This window comes from Candidatus Nitrospira salsa, assembly GCF_965152625.1.
Genome location: NZ_CBCUCO010000002.1, coordinates 374,700 through 391,856, shown reverse-complemented (window position 1 = coordinate 391,856; position 17,157 = coordinate 374,700). Strand labels below are relative to the sequence as shown.

20 protein-coding genes are annotated in these 17,157 nt (G+C 44.0%); 9 read left to right on the top strand and 11 right to left on the bottom strand.

What is annotated here, in order from left to right; translation table 11 throughout:
- The first annotated feature begins 168 nt into the window (after positions 1–168).
- Positions 169–924, top strand: coding sequence for a BON domain-containing protein (locus ACWQXP_RS03600; protein ID WP_454061473.1), 756 nt, complete (start codon positions 169–171; stop codon positions 922–924).
- A 429-nt stretch (positions 925–1,353) separates the two neighbouring features.
- Here ACWQXP_RS03600 and ACWQXP_RS03595 read toward each other — a convergent pair whose 3' ends face one another.
- Complete coding sequence (locus ACWQXP_RS03595) at positions 1,354–3,399, bottom strand: AsmA family protein (protein ID WP_454061472.1); 2,046 nt, start codon at positions 3,397–3,399, stop codon at positions 1,354–1,356.
- A 235-nt stretch (positions 3,400–3,634) separates the two neighbouring features.
- Between ACWQXP_RS03595 and ACWQXP_RS03590 the strand changes: the two genes are divergently transcribed.
- Complete coding sequence (locus ACWQXP_RS03590) at positions 3,635–3,955, top strand: BON domain-containing protein (protein WP_454061471.1); 321 nt, start codon at positions 3,635–3,637, stop codon at positions 3,953–3,955.
- A 59-nt stretch (positions 3,956–4,014) separates the two neighbouring features.
- On the opposite strand, the gene ACWQXP_RS03585 is transcribed toward ACWQXP_RS03590, so the two are convergent.
- Positions 4,015–4,677, bottom strand: coding sequence for an HAD family hydrolase (locus tag ACWQXP_RS03585; protein WP_454061470.1), 663 nt, complete (start codon positions 4,675–4,677; stop codon positions 4,015–4,017).
- Positions 4,678–4,795: 118 nt separating this feature from the next.
- A complete protein-coding gene (locus ACWQXP_RS03580) occupies positions 4,796–5,764 on the bottom strand; it encodes a YihY/virulence factor BrkB family protein (protein WP_454061469.1) in 969 nt (322 codons plus the stop codon).
- A 269-nt stretch (positions 5,765–6,033) separates the two neighbouring features.
- On the opposite strand from ACWQXP_RS03580, the gene ACWQXP_RS03575 reads away from it, so the two are divergent.
- The 3 genes from ACWQXP_RS03575 to ACWQXP_RS03565 all read left to right on the top strand — a co-directional run bounded on the left by ACWQXP_RS03575 (position 6,034) and on the right by ACWQXP_RS03565 (position 8,282).
- Positions 6,034–6,462, top strand: coding sequence for a hemerythrin domain-containing protein (locus ACWQXP_RS03575; protein WP_454061468.1), 429 nt, complete (start codon positions 6,034–6,036; stop codon positions 6,460–6,462).
- 181 nt (positions 6,463–6,643) lie between these two features.
- The gene (locus tag ACWQXP_RS03570) at positions 6,644–7,696 is read left to right on the top strand and encodes a DapH/DapD/GlmU-related protein (protein ID WP_454061467.1); all 1,053 of its coding nucleotides are present in this window, start codon (positions 6,644–6,646) and stop codon (positions 7,694–7,696) included.
- Positions 7,697–7,808: 112 nt separating this feature from the next.
- Positions 7,809–8,282, top strand: coding sequence for a DUF4112 domain-containing protein (locus ACWQXP_RS03565; RefSeq protein ID WP_454061466.1), 474 nt, complete (start codon positions 7,809–7,811; stop codon positions 8,280–8,282).
- A 166-nt stretch (positions 8,283–8,448) separates the two neighbouring features.
- Here ACWQXP_RS03565 and ACWQXP_RS03560 read toward each other — a convergent pair whose 3' ends face one another.
- The 3 genes from ACWQXP_RS03560 to ACWQXP_RS03550 all read right to left on the bottom strand — a co-directional run bounded on the left by ACWQXP_RS03560 (position 8,449) and on the right by ACWQXP_RS03550 (position 10,341).
- Positions 8,449–9,363: a hypothetical protein gene (locus ACWQXP_RS03560; protein ID WP_454061465.1), complete on the bottom strand. Its 915-nt coding sequence runs from the start codon at positions 9,361–9,363 to the stop codon at positions 8,449–8,451.
- Complete coding sequence (locus tag ACWQXP_RS03555; protein WP_454061464.1) at positions 9,339–9,731, bottom strand: phage holin family protein; 393 nt, start codon at positions 9,729–9,731, stop codon at positions 9,339–9,341. Before ACWQXP_RS03555 ends, ACWQXP_RS03560 begins: the two co-directional genes overlap by 25 nt.
- Positions 9,732–9,849: 118 nt before the next feature.
- Positions 9,850–10,341, bottom strand: coding sequence for a hypothetical protein (locus ACWQXP_RS03550; RefSeq protein WP_454061463.1), 492 nt, complete (start codon positions 10,339–10,341; stop codon positions 9,850–9,852).
- A 458-nt stretch (positions 10,342–10,799) separates the two neighbouring features.
- On the opposite strand from ACWQXP_RS03550, the gene ACWQXP_RS03545 reads away from it, so the two are divergent.
- From ACWQXP_RS03545 to ACWQXP_RS03535, 3 genes are all read left to right on the top strand, one after another.
- Positions 10,800–11,264 (top strand): hypothetical protein, encoded by a 465-nt coding sequence (locus ACWQXP_RS03545; protein ID WP_454061462.1) that lies wholly within the window; start codon positions 10,800–10,802, stop codon positions 11,262–11,264.
- 96 nt (positions 11,265–11,360) lie between these two features.
- Positions 11,361–11,675, top strand: coding sequence for a BON domain-containing protein (locus ACWQXP_RS03540; protein ID WP_454061461.1), 315 nt, complete (start codon positions 11,361–11,363; stop codon positions 11,673–11,675).
- A gap of 75 nt (positions 11,676–11,750) precedes the next feature.
- Positions 11,751–12,056 carry a BON domain-containing protein gene (locus tag ACWQXP_RS03535; RefSeq protein WP_454061460.1) on the top strand — a complete coding sequence of 102 codons (306 nt, stop codon included), beginning with the start codon at positions 11,751–11,753 and terminating at the stop codon, positions 12,054–12,056.
- A 478-nt stretch (positions 12,057–12,534) separates the two neighbouring features.
- On the opposite strand, the gene ACWQXP_RS03530 is transcribed toward ACWQXP_RS03535, so the two are convergent.
- Complete coding sequence (locus tag ACWQXP_RS03530; protein WP_454061459.1) at positions 12,535–12,702, bottom strand: DUF1328 domain-containing protein; 168 nt, start codon at positions 12,700–12,702, stop codon at positions 12,535–12,537.
- Positions 12,703–12,830: 128 nt separating this feature from the next.
- Positions 12,831–13,223: a hypothetical protein gene (locus ACWQXP_RS03525; protein ID WP_454061458.1), complete on the bottom strand. Its 393-nt coding sequence runs from the start codon at positions 13,221–13,223 to the stop codon at positions 12,831–12,833.
- Between the two features lie 364 nt (positions 13,224–13,587).
- Here ACWQXP_RS03525 and ACWQXP_RS03520 point away from each other — a divergent pair, with 364 nt between their 5' ends.
- A complete protein-coding gene (locus tag ACWQXP_RS03520) occupies positions 13,588–14,004 on the top strand; it encodes a hypothetical protein (RefSeq protein WP_454061457.1) in 417 nt (138 codons plus the stop codon).
- Between the two features lie 320 nt (positions 14,005–14,324).
- Here the strand turns inward: ACWQXP_RS03520 and ACWQXP_RS03515 are convergent, their stop codons facing one another.
- The 3 genes from ACWQXP_RS03515 to ACWQXP_RS03505 all read right to left on the bottom strand — a co-directional run bounded on the left by ACWQXP_RS03515 (position 14,325) and on the right by ACWQXP_RS03505 (position 17,109).
- On the bottom strand, positions 14,325–14,708 hold the full coding sequence (locus ACWQXP_RS03515) for a hypothetical protein (RefSeq protein WP_454061456.1): 384 nt from the start codon (positions 14,706–14,708) through the stop codon (positions 14,325–14,327).
- 72 nt (positions 14,709–14,780) lie between these two features.
- Positions 14,781–15,317, bottom strand: coding sequence for a ferritin-like domain-containing protein (locus ACWQXP_RS03510; RefSeq protein WP_454061455.1), 537 nt, complete (start codon positions 15,315–15,317; stop codon positions 14,781–14,783).
- Between the two features lie 283 nt (positions 15,318–15,600).
- Positions 15,601–17,109: a BON domain-containing protein gene (locus ACWQXP_RS03505; protein WP_454061454.1), complete on the bottom strand. Its 1,509-nt coding sequence runs from the start codon at positions 17,107–17,109 to the stop codon at positions 15,601–15,603.
- Positions 17,110–17,157: the final 48 nt, after the last annotated feature.

Genomic DNA, 17,157 nt, shown 5'->3' with positions numbered 1-17,157 from the left:
TTTAAATATTTTGATCAGACATTCAGTGGACATAAATGGTGATGAATTTTCAAATTTGTCGCTTTGATCGATTCTAACGATTTGTTACTTTTGAACAACCATCAGGAAATAATCGCCTGAAAACACTTTCGAAAACCTTTACACTCTTCAACCTTTAAGGAGGCTCTCATGGTGCCAAAATTATATTTCAAACGCTCTCTCCCAGCTGTTCTCGCCGTTTGCGCATTGGCTCTTACCTCTCCCGTTTCAGCGCAAAGCAGCTCCCTAAACTCAGTGTCCTATTCAGAAGATACCCCTAAGGCACTGATGGTGAAGGACTCGCGCAACTACCGTGATAGTCGTTATGACCGCTATGAAAATCGACAGAATAATTCGCTTGATTATTACACTGATCAGTACGGTGACGTTGACAATGAGCTCTACCAAAGAAGGCAAAATCGAACGTCTGACAGTAGACAAGATATTTATGCAGGAATGGGAAATGTAAATCGTAACGAACTTCGCCAACTTGACTTAGAAATACGAGAAGATATCCGCGATGAACTGGATGGAAGCCCTTATGTCGATGAGGATCGAGTAAGAGTCAAGGTACGACGCGGAGTGGCCACCTTAACGGGAACGGTTGAAGATCGCGGGTCAATGGTCGCGGCCGTTGAGAATGCCTACGAGGGCGGGGCCAGAAAGGTAATCAATAAACTTCAGGTTACTCATCATGATGAAAGACCTTGGTTAAATTACAGCGACAGTCGTTTAGAATCCGATTTATACGATGAACTTGGAGAGGGAATATCCGTAAATGTTCGGTCTGGGGTTGCGACATTGCGGGGAACCGTTGAAGATCGATCAGCAATGGCTGATGCTGTTGAAACAACCTACGACATCGGCGCAAGACGGGTAATCAATAAATTACGACTTCGTAATTAATTTTAGTATTTCTAAACTAACAATAGGATATGATCCCGTTAAGTAAGCAGCTTTGGGAAATGTAGACAAAAATCGTCTTTTGTTTACTAAATACCTGCCTTGTTATCCATCCTTCCAACACTCCTGTCTTCATCCTACCTTACAAACTGCTCCCCCTGGGAGGGGGAGCAGTTTCGTCCTGTTTCCTGATTAAGTTGACACAGACCTATATTTCAACATCCAATGTTACCTTGGTAAATATTAATAAACACTTGCTCGACCCAATGAATGCCTATAATGCGCAGAGGCTCACATTGACTTGAAGAAATGAGAAAATTGTGAGCTTGAACAGTGAGATTGTGCAATATTAACACAACAAGAAATATAGGGGGGAAACAGCAATATGCTCACGTGTAACTTACGGAAGAAAATAAGAATCCGTTCGACAGATTACTTGTCTAAAGCAGGATCCATTTTTTGATGATCCATATCATTCTTTCGAGCTTTCCTCAATGCTTCGATCATACCCTCACAACTTTGACTATCATCCGCGACTCCGAACTCAGGAGAAGGAAAACTGGGGTCCACACTGAATTCTGGATTTTTAAAGGTGCCAGTAACATGCAATGGCCCACGTGAGCTTAATAAGGTAAAATCTTTTGGGTATGGCTTAATCGTTAAATCCATGATTTCTTGACGTAGATCGATTGAGCCGAGACCTTTAAATTTGGTATCCGATGTATCTAACAGAAAGGGTTCTATGGTGACGATACCGCTGCGGGCCTGAAGATCTGAGTAGGCGCAATCGATCGGCACCCCCGTATCAGTGCCTAGAAAGACTGTTGCCGACTCCGTGAAATCTAATCCTGCTAACTCGACCAGGAGAGCATCAATTTTTCCTCCAGTCATCGTGAAATACATCCCTCCATCAGCTGAGGCAAACCAATTGGCTAACGATTGACCATGCATCCACAGAGTCCCTTTCCCTCCAATTTTACCAAATGAATCATCGGCCACTTCTGAGTCAGCGAATAGCTGGCTCAGGTGCATCTGATCAAAGTCTACTTTCAGCTTAGCTTCTCCAGGAACTTGCCGTGCATTAACTTCAAGCTTCATCGCTGCCGTTCCCTTAGCTACGCCAAAATCTAAATGATTCATCTGCATGTGGCCATTTTGAAGTGTCATGACAAGCACGAAATCATCCAACGGAAGATTTGGAGCCTGAACATTTTTCGCTCGATAATCAACATCTGCATCCACCTTCTTAAGTTGAGAAAAGTCGAGAGGCTTATCCGGCAATAGTCTTTTCCGATCCTCGTTCTTTTCGGCCTGCACCTTTTGTTTAGTAGATGCGGTCTCCTCCGGATCCGGCTGTGCACCCGTTAAACCGGCAAGATCGTCCAAATCGAGCATGCGGGATTGTAAATGCGTGAAAATCATTGGCCGTTCACCACCTATGGTTAACCGCAGCTCACCAGCCACGTCGCTGTCCCCTATGGTACCGTCAAGACTTTTAAAAAGAAAAATTTGTTTTCCATCCTCAAGCAGTTTTCTTTGCAATTGGGCCTGTAAATCATAGGGAGGTAAGTGTGGTAATGGGATATTGATAGCTTCCCCCAAGCGAAACAAGTCTGGGCCTGCCACTCTAAATGTTGTCGTGAGACTCTCTAGCGGCCAGAGGCTACCAATTTGAGCATCTAGGTCCATCGTCGTTTCTCGAATTTGCAGCTTGGCATCTATCGGCCATTCTCGATAGTCCTCAATACCTTGACGAGTTGAACCAGTTCTGACTAAAACATCGATTGGTATACCCTGATACTTCACGTTCCCTTCAATGATTATGTCCGATTGAAAACTGTCATCAGTTAAGGGAACAGCTATCTTAGCCTGTCGATCAGAATCATCGTGTTCGACTTCATGATTTTGGCCGGTCGATAATTTTTGATTATGAGACTCAATCGAAAGTGTTACCGATGTGTCTTGAGTAGAGTCTCTATAGGTTAGACGTCCGTTATCCACCGAGAGTGATTTAATACGAGGTAAGTCACTCAAACCTCCCTCGTCTTTGTCTTGCTTAGAAAGGTCCTGCTCATCAGGGGAAGACACAGATTCCTCAGTGAGTACCCAATTTGCTTTATTCTGTGCCGACTTTTCCAACTGAAACACCGGTTTGATTATCTGCACCTCGGTAAACACTAAATCGCCGACAAGTAGTTCAGACAGATCAATGCCTACCTCTAAGACTTCCACAGAAGCTAAATAAGGTTTTGATGCCCAAGAAGGATTGGCGACCGATATCTGTTCCACTCGTAAACGGGTAATATGTCCTAGGTTGAGTTTTATGGAATCGATGGACACTTTCTGCCCAATGGTTTCTGACAATGTTGTTTCGATAAATTCCTGAAACCACTGAGAATTCAGCATGACTGCCCCTAGAACCACGCATAGGACTATCACCAGAACCAGACTCGTGATCAAACCGACAATTATCTTCATAGGAACTGTTCGAGGTTTTTCCTTATGCATGACTTATTCTGATAAAAAGATCTTTCATCTGCCTAGAGTGAATTCGGAATCCCGTATGAACATTCGTTCAACTTATGGTATAAAACGTTTATCGGAATGAAGGGTGTATGATACCGTCGGTCATAATTCATTTGTCTTCTTATCCTGACCAGGCATCGACAATATATGTCACCAGACGTGACGAATATCAAAGGATACAAAAATCTTGTTAAACTCACTTATCAAACGCCAATTAGTACGGGGTCTCATTATTCTGACAACCTTCACAGCAATAGGAGGATGTTGGAGTCATCTGGGACAAGACAATAAAGTTTCAGATAAAAATGAGAGAATTGCGGCTGCAGTGAAAGTGGCCATAGCTCAAGAGCCTACGCTCAATGTCGCCCCTATAAACATCAGAGCCCGTAAAGGGGTTGTCACTTTAGAGGGTTTCGTTGAAAACGAAACTCAACGAAAACAAGCCGCAGAAGTCGCTAAAAACGCAAAAGGAGTACAGTCCGTCATTAATAATATTCAAATTAAATAGCGACACCACACTCGGGATCATGAGAGAAGGAAAACATTCATATCCCCAATAGAGGTTGATCAAGAACAGGTACTGGGAAACGTCTGAGGGAATCCCGCTAAGAGCAATTCTCTACAATTCTCATAAATGGCCACGGCACCAGCCATCTGTAGTTCCTGACGACTAAACGCTCCTCCGGTCAGTACACCAATGGTTTGAAGTCCACATCCATGAGCCGCTTGAATATCCCAAATGGTATCCCCAACAACGATACTTTCTTCCGGAGCACTGGCAGAACGTTCAAGTGCCTGCTGAAAAATATGTGGTGCCGGTTTACCGCTCTCCACGTCATCAGAAGTGACAATTCCAGTCAGTTTTTCCCGTGCCTCAAGTTTATCAAGGTAGTAGTCTAATTCCTGTGATTTTGCGCTCGTAGCTAACCATATAGCCATTTCTTGAGAAAACAGTTTCTCTATCATCTCCTTGGCCCCCGGTAAAGCACTCCCATATTGTTGAAGGTCGGCAAAGAAATGACTGTGCCATTCACTGGCTTGTGGCCGCAATGAAGAATCGTCAAGAAGTTCCTCCAGCATCAGCGTTGCCCCCTTCCCAATCTGTCGATGAATAGCTGAACGAGAGATAGAAATCTCAATTTCTTGAAAAGCACGAGCCCACGCCTCGACATGCAAATAATTGGTATCCATCAGCGTTCCATCGACATCGAGGATAATGGTACGTTTCATAATTATGGCTTTCGAGGCGAGAGGAACCTCTGCGAGAGTTCCGAAGATTTCCTCATACTTTGCACTCAATCAAACATGGAGATTCAGGTACAAAAAGAAAAAACCCTCGACGCTTTTGTTAGGGCACTTTTCCAACCGTGTCGGCTGCATATGCTCCTCGTTCACCGATTGGTTCTTCCGGTCCGACGGTTGTATCATGTTTTGTTTGTCGTTCCATTTCTGCATTTACTTCGGCCCCAAGCACTACGATATACGCCGTAACAAAGAACCACATAAACAATACGACTGCTGAGCCAAGAGAACCGTAGGTCTCATTATATTTTCCAAAATTTTCGACATACAGAGAGAACAGTGCTGATCCGGTGATCCACAAAAACGCCGCGATTCCAGACCCCCAGGAGACCCATTGCCACTGAGGTTTGTTGCGACATGGACCATAACGATACAACACGGCCAGCCCAAACATAATGACGGCTCCCATAAGGGGCCATCCTAATAGCATGAGCAAAGTCTGAATGAGCTGTCCAATTCCAATACTCTCTAGAATGACTGGAAATAACGTGATGAATGCGAGGGCGACGATTATAAAAATGATAAGACCGAATGTTAACAATAAAGCTAGCCCCGTGAGTGTCATAAATCCACGCGTCTCTTCTTCATCATACGCAATGTTGAGTGAGGTGATCAGAGCCGCCATTCCTTTGGAAGCACTGTATAAAGCCAGCAAAACGCCACCAAGAGCCCCTAAACTTAAAGCAGATTCTGCACTCTTGATAACAGACTTGAGTTGTTCATCAATAATGGCACGTGCCTCTTGTGGTAAGAGGGAACTCGCCAACGCCAAATGCCGTTCAATATCATGAGGATCCATAATCAGCCCATATAAAGACACAAGCGCAGCTAAAGCTGGAAACAGGGCCAACACGACATAAAAAGCCACTCCAGCAGCGACCAGAGAGACATTATCAGCATCCAATTGATGTTTAATTCTGAATCCAATGTCCCGCCAACCGAGGGGAGGAATCTGGCTTGGACGAGTGGCACTGCGACCTCTAGATGTATTTTCTGGTGACGAGGAAAAAGTCATGGTGGTCATCCCTTTCATCTTAACTTCTACCTCGAAGTGTGAACGTCGTCCTTATGAGAAAATTAAACATTTCTCGCACAAATGGTAAACCCTTCCATCAATTCATACAATTTCCAGCACGAGAAATGAAATGGATATTTTTCGCATGCTTGTCAAGATTTTATCCATATCCGAATACCACTCTATTTGGTGTAATAAAGCCATTAATACTCATGAGGTGATGCCATTATCTTTTTTATTCTAGATCGATTACCTAAATGGAGATGACTATGGACATTTATCAAGCCTTAAAAAAAGAGCATCGAACAGCTAAGGCCTTATTCTCAAAACTTTTACAAACTAAACTGGAAGATAAAGAACGTGAAGATATTTTGATCAGGCTCAAAACCATACTTGCAACACATCATGAAAACGAAGAAAAGATATTTTATACGGCATTAGAAGAACGGCATGGCATAAATCGGCGGATCGAAAATGCACTCGAGCAACGCGAGCAGGTCGCCTATGAACTAGAAGATATTGATATGATACGTGTGGATGATCAGAATTGGCATGAACGGATAAGTGAGCTTCAAAGTTATCTTCAAGATCACATTAAAGTGGAGGAAACGGGCATCTTCAAAGAAGCGCGGAGAGTTTTTTCCGCTCATCAAGCCCAGGAACTTGCACAACAATATCTCGATGCCAAAAACACGTAACATCTTAGTGCTTCTGCGACATTTACGTGCATAATAAATATTCTCTTATCTTGACAGATAACAATCTGCCGAGTCGTTCCTTGAACATTTGCGTGATATTGAACAAACAAGAATGTTCAATTATTAAGTCTGGATGGGTTTTCTTCGCAAATCATATATATGATAGCTAGGAGAAGGTAGAATGACACCTCTATCTATAAAAGAAACACGAGATTACCCACGACACATCAAGAAAAAGACTGAGGAAATTTCTGCTATCACACAGCAATTGAATCGCTTGACGCTTGAGCTGAAGACGCTTGACCACCTATCAGAAGATCAGGTTTGTGTTACGACTAAAATTGAAGATGAGTTAACTATACTATTAAGTCAAACTAAACATATGAAGCGAGAGATGCAAGCGATGATCAAGGAGATAGCATCTCGATCAATAACGGAGGCCCCATTACCCGAAAGCATTGGGAAAGCGAACCCAAAGAAACAAGTGGGTGAAGGAAAGTTTAAACTCAATTCGATGTCACGAGAAAAAACGCCACGCTGGAAACAGTATGCGAAATGGGTGATTGGAACAACACGTTGGCCAGAGATCTTCAAGTATGAACTCATCACAAGTTTACTGGGAAATATACCTGGTGCGATCGGGTACTATCTTCGAAGTAAGGTATATCGATGGATTCTCGGCGACGTTGGATCGAACACGGTAATAGGCCGATCGGTTATTCTACGTCATCCGCATAAGATTCGAATTGGGAAAAATGTGACCATCGATGATAACTGTGTGTTGGACGCCAAAGGACAGTCTAACAAGGGAATTCAAATTGGAGACAATGTCTATATTGGTCGGAATTCTATCATATTCTGTAAAGACGGAAACATTGAAATTCAATCAAAGGCTAATATCGGTTCAAACTGTGAGATTTTTTCAGGCGATCACGTTTTGGTTGGAAATGGAAGTATGATTGCTGCCTATTGTTATATTATGAGTGGCAATTCATATGATTATGAGAGTCAGGTGGCCTTTAGTGACCAGAAGGTGTATTCAAAAGGTTCCACCACCATAGGACAAAATTGTTGGTTAGGAGCCAAAGTCGTCGTGCTTGATGGAGTATCGATTGGAGATAGTGCTGTGGTCGGAGCAGGGGCTGTGGTAACGAATAACCTCCCATCACGAACAATTTCAATGGGCCTCCCAGCCAAAAGCGTATCTTCTTGTAACTCAGAGATTCATAAATAGAAGTGCAATCAGTAACTCCCCAATGGACTCTTACGAAAAAAGCTTATCGTGAATTTCAGGAAAACGTGTCTTTCAATAAGATTCACTCAGGCCTTAATAAGTCAGAGGAAAAATGGCAGAACCTTTGAAAAGACTCAACTTTGCTAAAATTTTAGCAAAACTTCTAGACCGACAGTTCAATATTCCTGGGACATCTATACAGATAGGTCTCGATCCCGTGATTGGTCTAATACCGGGAATAGGTGATTTCCTCACCAGCCTAGCAGGCTCAACCATTTTGCTAGTTGCGGCGCAATACCATTTACCGAAAATTGTCTTGTTTCGGATGGGGATAAATATTTCTATCAATGGTTTGATTGGTGCGATTCCCGTCTTCGGCGACCTCTTTTCGATTTGGTTCAAAAGCAATGTACGAAATATCGAGCTTTTAGAAAAACATATTCACAATAATAAACGTTCCTCAACATTCGGGGATTGGGCATTTGTAGGAAGCTTATTCGCTGGAATCGTAGTATTACTTATCGGATCTATTCTTGTTACCACGTGGCTCATCAAGGCCGTGTGGGAAAAAGTGAATTCCATGTGATGTCGTAGATATCAAACAACTGTCTGGCCTTTACCCTAGCCACAGGATCGGATGTTTCCAACCCAATCCTGTGGTCTTAAAATGTAGTAACCATCCCTCACACTTCAAAAATATATAAATACAGTCAATAGTATAGGGTCGATGAATATTCACTTTATTTATAAATTCACGAAAAACTGTGTTTTTTCACTTCCTCCTGTACTGTATCCGTTGCAGTTTCCTTAACTTCCTCCGCAACCTGCCTGACCTTGTCACCCATTTCTCGTGCCTTTCCCCGCGCTTGATCAAGCAAGGTATCACGAGCATCTCCCATCCATTCGTCTTCTTGCTGAGTCCGTGGCGCGGACAGCCCTACCGCTGCTCCAATGGCAAAGGCCATCGCTCCTATTCCCCATGGGTTTTCCTGAAAAGTGTGCTCAAAGCTCTGTCTTGCCCGACGAGTCTGCTGTTGCACACGATCCTTATACTCTCCGGCTCGTTCCTGGACCTGCGTGGAGAATTCTTCTGCCTGGCCCTTCACATGTTCACCGAACTCACTCGTACTATCCTGAATAGTCTGAGCCGCTTCACCCACTTTTTCTTGAACCGTACCAGCCGCTCCTTCGACTTTAGCGCGGAGGGCCTGGGATTTTTCGCTCGCTTTGAGCTTTAGACTTTCTAATGTGCTTGAATCACGATCAACCGACGGATCATATGGATTACGATAAGCATATGATCTACTATACTCAGGCAAATCAGACTGATAGGCTTGCTCTGATCGTGCTTTAAACAGCCAAGCTAATCCGAGCCCGATAAGTGCCACAGGAATTGGATTCTGACTAATCGTATCCAAAGCACTCCCACTCCACCGCTCTGCGGTATGCCGTGCTGACTGAGCCATATCTTCTACCTTTCCGACCGTCACTTCACGCACGTCTTGCTTAAGGCGCGCGGGCGAAAGCCTTGCTTGAATATTGTTTATCGTTTCTTTAACTTCCGCCTTCGTACATTCGACACGAGCGCGAAGCACATCCGGACTTTCCGGACAATTATCTTGTTCCTCTTCAGCTGCTAGTTTTATCTCACTTGTTGCGGGATCCATTGTTTTTCCTCCTTGAGTGCGTTGATAGCCTTATGTGGGACAGGATTAACATGTTTTAGATCGCTCAGTCCTTTTTGAACCAATCCATACCCAACCGCTATCACAACGAGTCCGACTAATAATGCGGCAACCCAAGTCGGAAGAATCTGTGCGACCAGCAAGACTAGAGCTCCCAATAACACGAGTAGTCCCCCATAAGCTAATGCAACTCCAATTCCAACAAATAAAACATCTTTCCCTGCCCTTGAAAATTTTTGAGACATTTCTGCCTTAACCAAATCCACTTCTTGCTTGAGCAAGACTTTGACTTCCTGTATCAATTCCTTAAACATCTCGCTCAGCGATTGCTCTTCCTCTGTTCGTATCATGAAATCTCCTCGTACTATCGTCATGCAGTAGATAAAAAATTCAGAAGAGATGAAAGCCTGTGTAGTGCTTACTGTGTCAAATCGTCACGCTCATAAGAGACGACATTGATGATCTTTCTCAAACTGCCGCTGGTTGCTGAGAATGACGACGTTGCCGCGAACTCTTGATAAACCGAGCAGCTAATAAACCCAATCCGAATGTCACCCCTATAAAGAGTTCAGGGTTTCTTCTCGCTAACGCTTCACCTTCATCGAGAAGCTGATCCATATCCTTGTTGGACAGATAGCCAGTAACCCGATCTATCTGTTGAGCCGCTTTGTCCGTATATTGTGCAACAGTATTCTGATCTCGTTGCCGGAGTTGCGTGCCCGTTTGACGGAGAGCCTGAGCTAAGTTTCCCAGCTCTCCAACAGCCTGTTCTTTTTTTTCAGACAAAGCAGATACGGTCTTGTGTTGCGCCTCTTTCGCATAAGCTTTGGCTTCAGCTTTGCCCTCCTGTAAGACAGATTCTGCCTTCGATTGAATTGCTTCTTTCACATCGCCTGCTTTTTTTTCTAGATCCGCATGCTCAAGCGTAGAGCCGCCTTTGCCTTTTACCGTATCTTCCATGTATTTCCTCCTTGTGATTTGAAATGAATATGAATTGCCATCCTGTTATTGAAATGCCAAATGACACCAGTGTGGTATTAGACATAAGCTCTATATATTTGTATGTTATTCGCGCCTAGTTCCACAGGAATAACAAAGTTCAAGTGTAACGCCTTAATTGGTACCGGAGATACTGGACAAAAAAATCCTAAATTTCAGAGATATGTCCGTAGGCTAGCGTACGTCTTAAGAATTATCATGCGTGAATGAGGCTCATTTATTATGCAGGCATTGATTGGCATTACTATCTAGAGCAAGTTCGGTGATCGTCTCATCCGTCGGCAACCATCAGCAAAGTAATTATGTGACGATTATCTCTTGTCGGTTGTCTAAATGTTCACAATTGCTTGCCTTACGGTTCATAGAGTAACGGTGAATCTATCGGCGGCGCATTAAAATTCAGCATAAGGAGGTGCTTTATGAAGAAGAAGCTAACGAAATTCGGCATGAATTTCACAGTTCTTCTGGTGTTCTTGGGGTTATCGGTTTCACATGCCTATGCCCAGACAAATGGTTCACCAGAGGATTCCCCTTCTTTTTCTAATGTCGGTCCTTCGTTAAAAGAGTTGGGGGAAGCCCAAAAAGGCATTGATCGATACGAAGAAGCCGAGGACCAATTTAACGAAGGCATTGAAGAGTTCAATGAGGATCGTCTGCTCTACAAAGAAGCTCAAGCCAAATACCATCGATCCAAGTCAACATATGACCAAGCGAAACATCGATTCAATATAGTTTCACAAAATTACGAGAAAGAGCGAGATCGGTTTTTAGAAGCAAAAGATAAATTTGTTGGAGCACGAAAAAGATTTCAGGACTCCCGAAAGAATTTCTTTGGCAGTTCCATCAATGCCGCCAGTAAATCAGATTCCGGAAAAATGCAGTGATGAACGTACGCAATCTCTTTATCGAGACGATATGTAACACAAGCAAAATGTTCAACTTCACGAAAATGTTGGAAACATCACAGTAGGAGGACGCTAATGAAATCTCTTTATCGGATGATCCTGTTGAGCAGCATTTTAATTGCAGCGAACGCCCTCATGGGATGTGCGGGCGGACCCCAGTCAGAGAGTTTTGGAGAGCATATTGATGACAGCGTGATTACCTCGAAAGTCAAAACATCTTTGTTACGCGATCCAGAAGTGTCAGGATTTGATATTAGTGTCAGCACCTTCAAAGGTCGCGTCCAATTAAATGGCCTCGTTGATAACGCAGACCAGGTTGAAAAGGCCTCTCAATTGGCACGCGAGGTTGGCGGAGTCGGCTCAGTGGAAAACAATTTATCTATTAAATAATAAAATAAGGCACCACGGTTGCGTGCACAATGTAGGTATGGCATCAGACCTTCCATGCCTCAGGAGCCTAAATGTATGAAATCTCGATTGCTTGCCATGTCTTCATTGGCACTCGCTGGGCTGTTCGTTGGATGTGCAGCCACGCCGTACCAAGAAAGTACAGGCGAATATATCGATGACAGTGTAATTTCCGCGAAGGTGAAGACCGATCTTTTGCGTTGTCCGATGGTCTCCGGGTTGGACATTCACGTGCAAACGTTTAAAAAACGTGTGCAACTCAGTGGTTTTGTCAACAATGCACGACAGGCAGAACACGCAGCGACTTTGGCCAAGGAAATTGGAGGCGTCGGCGCCATAGAAAACCATATCAGTATCAAATGACGTGCATTGAAATGTTCCGACGCCTCACTATCTACTTTGGCTCGTTCTCTGACAAAGCTGTTTTCAATCGGAGAGCAGTGCATAATTTATAGATCGGAAACTAAGTCATAGTTTCTTTCCAGTCTGCGAAGCAAAAGCAAAAGACTCAATGTCTTCGGAAGATAAATGTGTTAAAAGTTTGTGATGACTTGAACAAGCGTTTCCCAAAACAGCTCACTAGTACTTTTCGCTAGCATTCCATATGCATGATGATAGATAAAACTCATATCTGCAATACACATGCGATCTCATACGCAGTCTCTCTATTTTTCTCCAGTCCCCACATTTAAACGGTGGAACAGATGCTCTCTAACGTGATGAAGTACGCGCCTAATTAAAGAATACTCCTCCCAGTCTCCAAGGAATCAATCCTCCTTCTTTCACAATAAATAGACATGGCATTCCCGACAATGACCTTAAAGAATGAGAAGACGTTTATCTAAGCTGCTGGAGGACGACGCCCCATGACCGCACTCACAACAAAGATAATAAGAAATACAACGAAAAGTACCCAGGCTATATTCGTTGCAGTCCCAGCCACTCCTGATAGTCCAATCGCTCCAGCGATGAGCGCGATCACGAGAAATGTAATTGCCCAGCTTAACATTGTGCACCTCCTTAGTATGTGAGAGAGGATGGATGTTCTACACACTTCCACCATCAACAAACTAAAATCCGGACTCGTCGTTTGTATTTGACGACGAGTCCAACACGTTCAACGTTCTACTCACTTTTTTAAGGCATTTCCATCTCTTTAATTTCTCCAGCTTTCTCGCTCGATTGGGCGGCAATACCTGATTCCTCAGCTTGCTGAATAGATAACGCATGTCCTTTTTCAGTGACTTGCGCTGTCACCATATCACCTTTTTTTAGTCCTTCTGATTTTTGAGTCGTCGGACTAACATGTAAGCGCTCTTCTGTACCTTCTTGGCTTTTCACAACATAGAATTCACCTTCAATCGCAACTAATTCACCCTCGACAGACTTACCTTGACCCTCTGTCATACCAGATTCCTGAGATTGGGACTGCGAACCCATTGCTGATTTGCCCTGACCCGCAAATGCTGTTCCACACATCGTGAGTCCGATGGCCAAAAACATTGCTGTAATTTTTGATGAAGTATGCATGGCTGCCTCCTAGAGATAATTAATGACACTACCATCGCCGTCTAGATATTTTATAACAGTCACAGTTATCCCATACCTACGGACAAATAAACATGACTCCATGCTTTTATGTCTATAAGGTCCTTTAGTCCACCTTGGACATTTTGCAAATCGCAATAGAGAACTTGTCCTTTGCGATACAGTTTATGCTGGACATACTATGAAGACAAGATTGTTAGAATGCCAGGAGATTTTTTTAAGCCGCGGGACCAGCGAGGTCTATATCAGATGGATCACATGTCTGTTTTTCGGTAATGCGTGCTGATGAAATATCTGTCCTGATTTTCTCTGCTTCAACCATTATTTTATTCAAAAGGAGAGCATCATGAAATGTGTCACCATATATCGCACGTGTAACTTGCTTATGACTTTCGGATTGGCCTTTGCAATTTCTGCCTGCGGAAATTCAGATTCGACTTCCGACAACCCATCCGTCGGTGAACAGGAAACTTCAACAGCCGCACCACCTGTCGTCGAACAAGAAACTCCACCCTCAATGCCAGCTGTTAGTGAAGAAGTCACTCCATCAACTTCTTCATCGGTCGTCGAGGAAACAACTATGCAAGGTGAACTGCTCAAGATCGAGGAAGATATGTACGTCATAAAGGATCGCGCAGGAGCAGAGCAGCACTTCAAGACTAGTTCAGACACACTCGTGGATGAAGGGATGGTTACAGGAGATCGCATTATCGTCAAAATAAACGCGGATGGGGAAGCGATTGCGATCAGGAAGGAGCGATGAGCGTTTAAGAAATTTATCAGGTTGCCTAAAGAGAAAGTCTTTAGTATGAAGCTCCTATTATCGGTAGGAGCTTCATACTAACATTGGCTGATATTATTCGTACTAGACAGATAATCCTTATAACTTGAAATTCACTAGGATTTCCAAGGTCTCAAGTATTTTTATCCGCCTGACAACCTGAATGACCACATTCACATTTGCCTGCGGAAGGGCTCTTAACATTTCGACAGTTGTCAGAGCAAAATTCTTTTCCCGGTTCTGCGTCGCACGAACACGATGGATGTGCACATTTTTTAGCCATAACTAATCTCCTCTACGACTTAGTGTTTGTCTTCGTCATGTGAAAGTTGATAGTCAACCACCTTATTCTTGTTATTGACGGTAATTTCCAAACGATCACCTTGCTTTATCTCATCTGCTTTGCTCGCTATTTTCTCTAACTCTAAATAACGAGGAGACATTTCACCCGCCTCACCCGCATCTACCTTAATCGTATTCTCATTCACGCCCTCAACTGTCCCATAGATAATACGCTGTCCCGCGGCCAGACCGTTTGTTTTATGTTGCCGATCTGTTGCCTCTGTCATTTCCTGTTGATGCCCTTCTCCCGCGACACCAGTAGCCGTCATACCAAATAGACTGAAGCATACAGCACTGGTCAGAATAATCGTCTTCGAAAACAATTTACATTCATGAATCATCATGTCTCCTTTCGATTAAAAAATTTCACGTATACCCCACACAGACTTTTTAAAAGACAATGATATCTGTACGGGTCATTTCCGTGTATCCGCCGTACGGGTCAGAAAATCAGCAAGCTCCCCTGCATGCTTTTCCGTATCTTGTAAAACATTCACGAGAATTTGATGCGTGACCGGATCGTTATCACCAGTTTTTCGAATAAGCCTAGTATACGATTCGATCTGATTGCGTTCTAACAATAAATCCTGAGCAACCATATCTCTCAAAGTTGTCCCCTGTTCGGCACGAACGCCAGCCCGACCCGACTTCTTGGCAATTTCGTCTAATTCATAGATAGGAACACCACCCAACTGCTGAATACGCTCAGCTAAGACATCAGCATGTTGTAGTTCTTGATTCGCATGTCCTTCAAATTCAGTTTTGAGTCCTGGCGCCATCAGAGAAACCGCCATATAGGCATGCTGTTTATACTGAAGATAGCTGGAAATTTCTGTAGAGCGTAACTTATTGAGCTCAGTAATGATGTGTTTGGGGTCCGCTTTGTACTCTTTCGTGATCGCTCCAGATTTTATTGCTTTTCGTATTTCATCTTCTGACTTTCGTTTTCCCATGTATTGTCTCCCTCATAGAAAATGACGATCCTTCTTGATTAATGTGTTTGGTCTTGCTTCTAAGTGATACTGCGAGTGCCTCTATTGAAGTGTCTACCGGAGGTGTTTGGGGACGTTTCAGCAAAAGATATGAACCACTAGGAGTCATACAGACCTTACCCCATCCTTGTCGCCAAGCTGCAAAAGCGCAGCTTCCATGTGACTTTCTTCACCGGACATCGGTTCCTAACAGCAATATTCCCCTGCCACCCTTCGACCGATCTCCTTAAGGCTTCATTTCATCTTACAATGGCCGATCAGGTAGGATGTCAAATCCTGAGTACTTTCGTATGCTCAGCAGGGTTTCAACTCGCCTAGCCCCCCCTTCACGGGCATTCTCTAAGGCCGTTTTATATTCAAAATAATTCTCCACGGTTCCGGAAAGTGTCGCCACACCTGCCTTAACCTTCACCGAAATATCGTCATGATCAACAAACGGGCTCCACCATAATTCACTTTCTATTTCGCGTTGTATGACCGAATCTGGCTTCCAAATCCAGGTTTCTTCGACCAGCAACTTATCCTTGACAGCAATCACACCTTTTACTCCCGAAACAACATCCTGAGCGTGATTTTTTTGAAAATGAGATTCAACAGAACCTCGCAATACCACAACGCCGTCACGGACGGAAACGTTCACAAGGAATCTATTAATGAACGCATCCTCATGTAATGCCATTTCGACTTTGCGTTTCAGTGCGTCATCTTCAATTGGGTTATTTGGCCTGACTTTCAGAAAATTCTTTACCCAGAGAACCCCGCGAGTGTATTTGGCCACATCCTCTGCAGCTTGCTTTGCTTTGAGGTTATCAACCACCCCAGTCAACGTGACCATCCCATGACGAACATCAATTGTCGGGTTGAAGACCGAAACCCGCGGATCGTACGCATATGCTAGAAGCAGAGTTTCTTTAATCTCAGCATCGCTCTTGTACCCAGGCTGTCCCTTGCGCCGACTTTTTCCCTTAGCCCAAGCTTTGACGAACAAGAGACTGTCATCGACTTCATTCACCCCCGCTACCTGAACGTCCCGAAGCACGCGTCGCTTCTCGGCGACACTTCCGACAACGCCGTCTAGGGTGACCGTCCCGTCTTTTACGGTCACGAGCACCGTGCCGTCATTGACCCAAACATCAGCCTTTAAACGCTTTTGAATTTCTTCTAATAGGACGTCATCTGCACGGTCCTCTTTCTTCTCAATGAGGAGCTTATCTTCAATGTCTCGCACCCCATACACCCCAGACACTACCCATTCGCTTAACGCTCTCGCTGCCCAGGATGGGACCGTCCCTGTGAGTGTCACCATTCCATGCTCGACACTGACGTCAATTTTGTAAGAATCTGTCGCAGGATCGTCTTGTAGCGCCAGACTTACCTTCTCACGGATTTCTTCATCTGGTCGCTTCGAGACAATAACAGTCAGCCCATCAATCACACTCTCTACGCCCTTGACAGTTTCGACCAGCTTGACTGCTCGATCCTTTGCTCGGTAATGCGGCATGGCTCCAATCAATGTCACAATTCCCTGTTCTGTTCGTATATCGATCAAATGGGATGGAACATTTTCATCAAGCAGCAATGTGCTTTCCACAGCACGGGTGATAGCTCCATCGGTGGGAAGCGTTTTCTCTTGTGCAGCATAAATATTTCCTGAATGTAGAATAATAAAACTACACAACACTCCGGCCCATATGTGAAACTTCATAACCTGATGAGTATTCAAGGAATGTCGGCCATGACTTCTTAACTGCATTCACACCTCCTACAGATGACTAACAAACTTCATTCAATATAAACCCCG

Coding starts and splice junctions, on each gene's coding strand:
- ACWQXP_RS03600 (WP_454061473.1), top strand. CDS start 169: ATGGTGCCAAAATTATATTTCAAACGCTCTCTCCCAGCTGTTCTCGCC.
- ACWQXP_RS03595 (WP_454061472.1), bottom strand. CDS start 3,399: ATGAAGATAATTGTCGGTTTGATCACGAGTCTGGTTCTGGTGATAGTC.
- ACWQXP_RS03585 (WP_454061470.1), bottom strand. CDS start 4,677: ATGAAACGTACCATTATCCTCGATGTCGATGGAACGCTGATGGATACC.
- ACWQXP_RS03580 (WP_454061469.1), bottom strand. CDS start 5,764: ATGACTTTTTCCTCGTCACCAGAAAATACATCTAGAGGTCGCAGTGCC.
- ACWQXP_RS03575 (WP_454061468.1), top strand. CDS start 6,034: ATGGACATTTATCAAGCCTTAAAAAAAGAGCATCGAACAGCTAAGGCC.
- ACWQXP_RS03570 (WP_454061467.1), top strand. CDS start 6,644: ATGACACCTCTATCTATAAAAGAAACACGAGATTACCCACGACACATC.
- ACWQXP_RS03565 (WP_454061466.1), top strand. CDS start 7,809: ATGGCAGAACCTTTGAAAAGACTCAACTTTGCTAAAATTTTAGCAAAA.
- ACWQXP_RS03560 (WP_454061465.1), bottom strand. CDS start 9,363: ATGGATCCCGCAACAAGTGAGATAAAACTAGCAGCTGAAGAGGAACAA.
- ACWQXP_RS03555 (WP_454061464.1), bottom strand. CDS start 9,731: ATGATACGAACAGAGGAAGAGCAATCGCTGAGCGAGATGTTTAAGGAA.
- ACWQXP_RS03550 (WP_454061463.1), bottom strand. CDS start 10,341: ATGGAAGATACGGTAAAAGGCAAAGGCGGCTCTACGCTTGAGCATGCG.
- ACWQXP_RS03545 (WP_454061462.1), top strand. CDS start 10,800: ATGAAGAAGAAGCTAACGAAATTCGGCATGAATTTCACAGTTCTTCTG.
- ACWQXP_RS03540 (WP_454061461.1), top strand. CDS start 11,361: ATGAAATCTCTTTATCGGATGATCCTGTTGAGCAGCATTTTAATTGCA.
- ACWQXP_RS03535 (WP_454061460.1), top strand. CDS start 11,751: ATGAAATCTCGATTGCTTGCCATGTCTTCATTGGCACTCGCTGGGCTG.
- ACWQXP_RS03530 (WP_454061459.1), bottom strand. CDS start 12,702: ATGTTAAGCTGGGCAATTACATTTCTCGTGATCGCGCTCATCGCTGGA.
- ACWQXP_RS03525 (WP_454061458.1), bottom strand. CDS start 13,223: ATGCATACTTCATCAAAAATTACAGCAATGTTTTTGGCCATCGGACTC.
- ACWQXP_RS03520 (WP_454061457.1), top strand. CDS start 13,588: ATGAAATGTGTCACCATATATCGCACGTGTAACTTGCTTATGACTTTC.
- ACWQXP_RS03515 (WP_454061456.1), bottom strand. CDS start 14,708: ATGATGATTCATGAATGTAAATTGTTTTCGAAGACGATTATTCTGACC.
- ACWQXP_RS03510 (WP_454061455.1), bottom strand. CDS start 15,317: ATGGGAAAACGAAAGTCAGAAGATGAAATACGAAAAGCAATAAAATCT.
- ACWQXP_RS03505 (WP_454061454.1), bottom strand. CDS start 17,109: ATGCAGTTAAGAAGTCATGGCCGACATTCCTTGAATACTCATCAGGTT.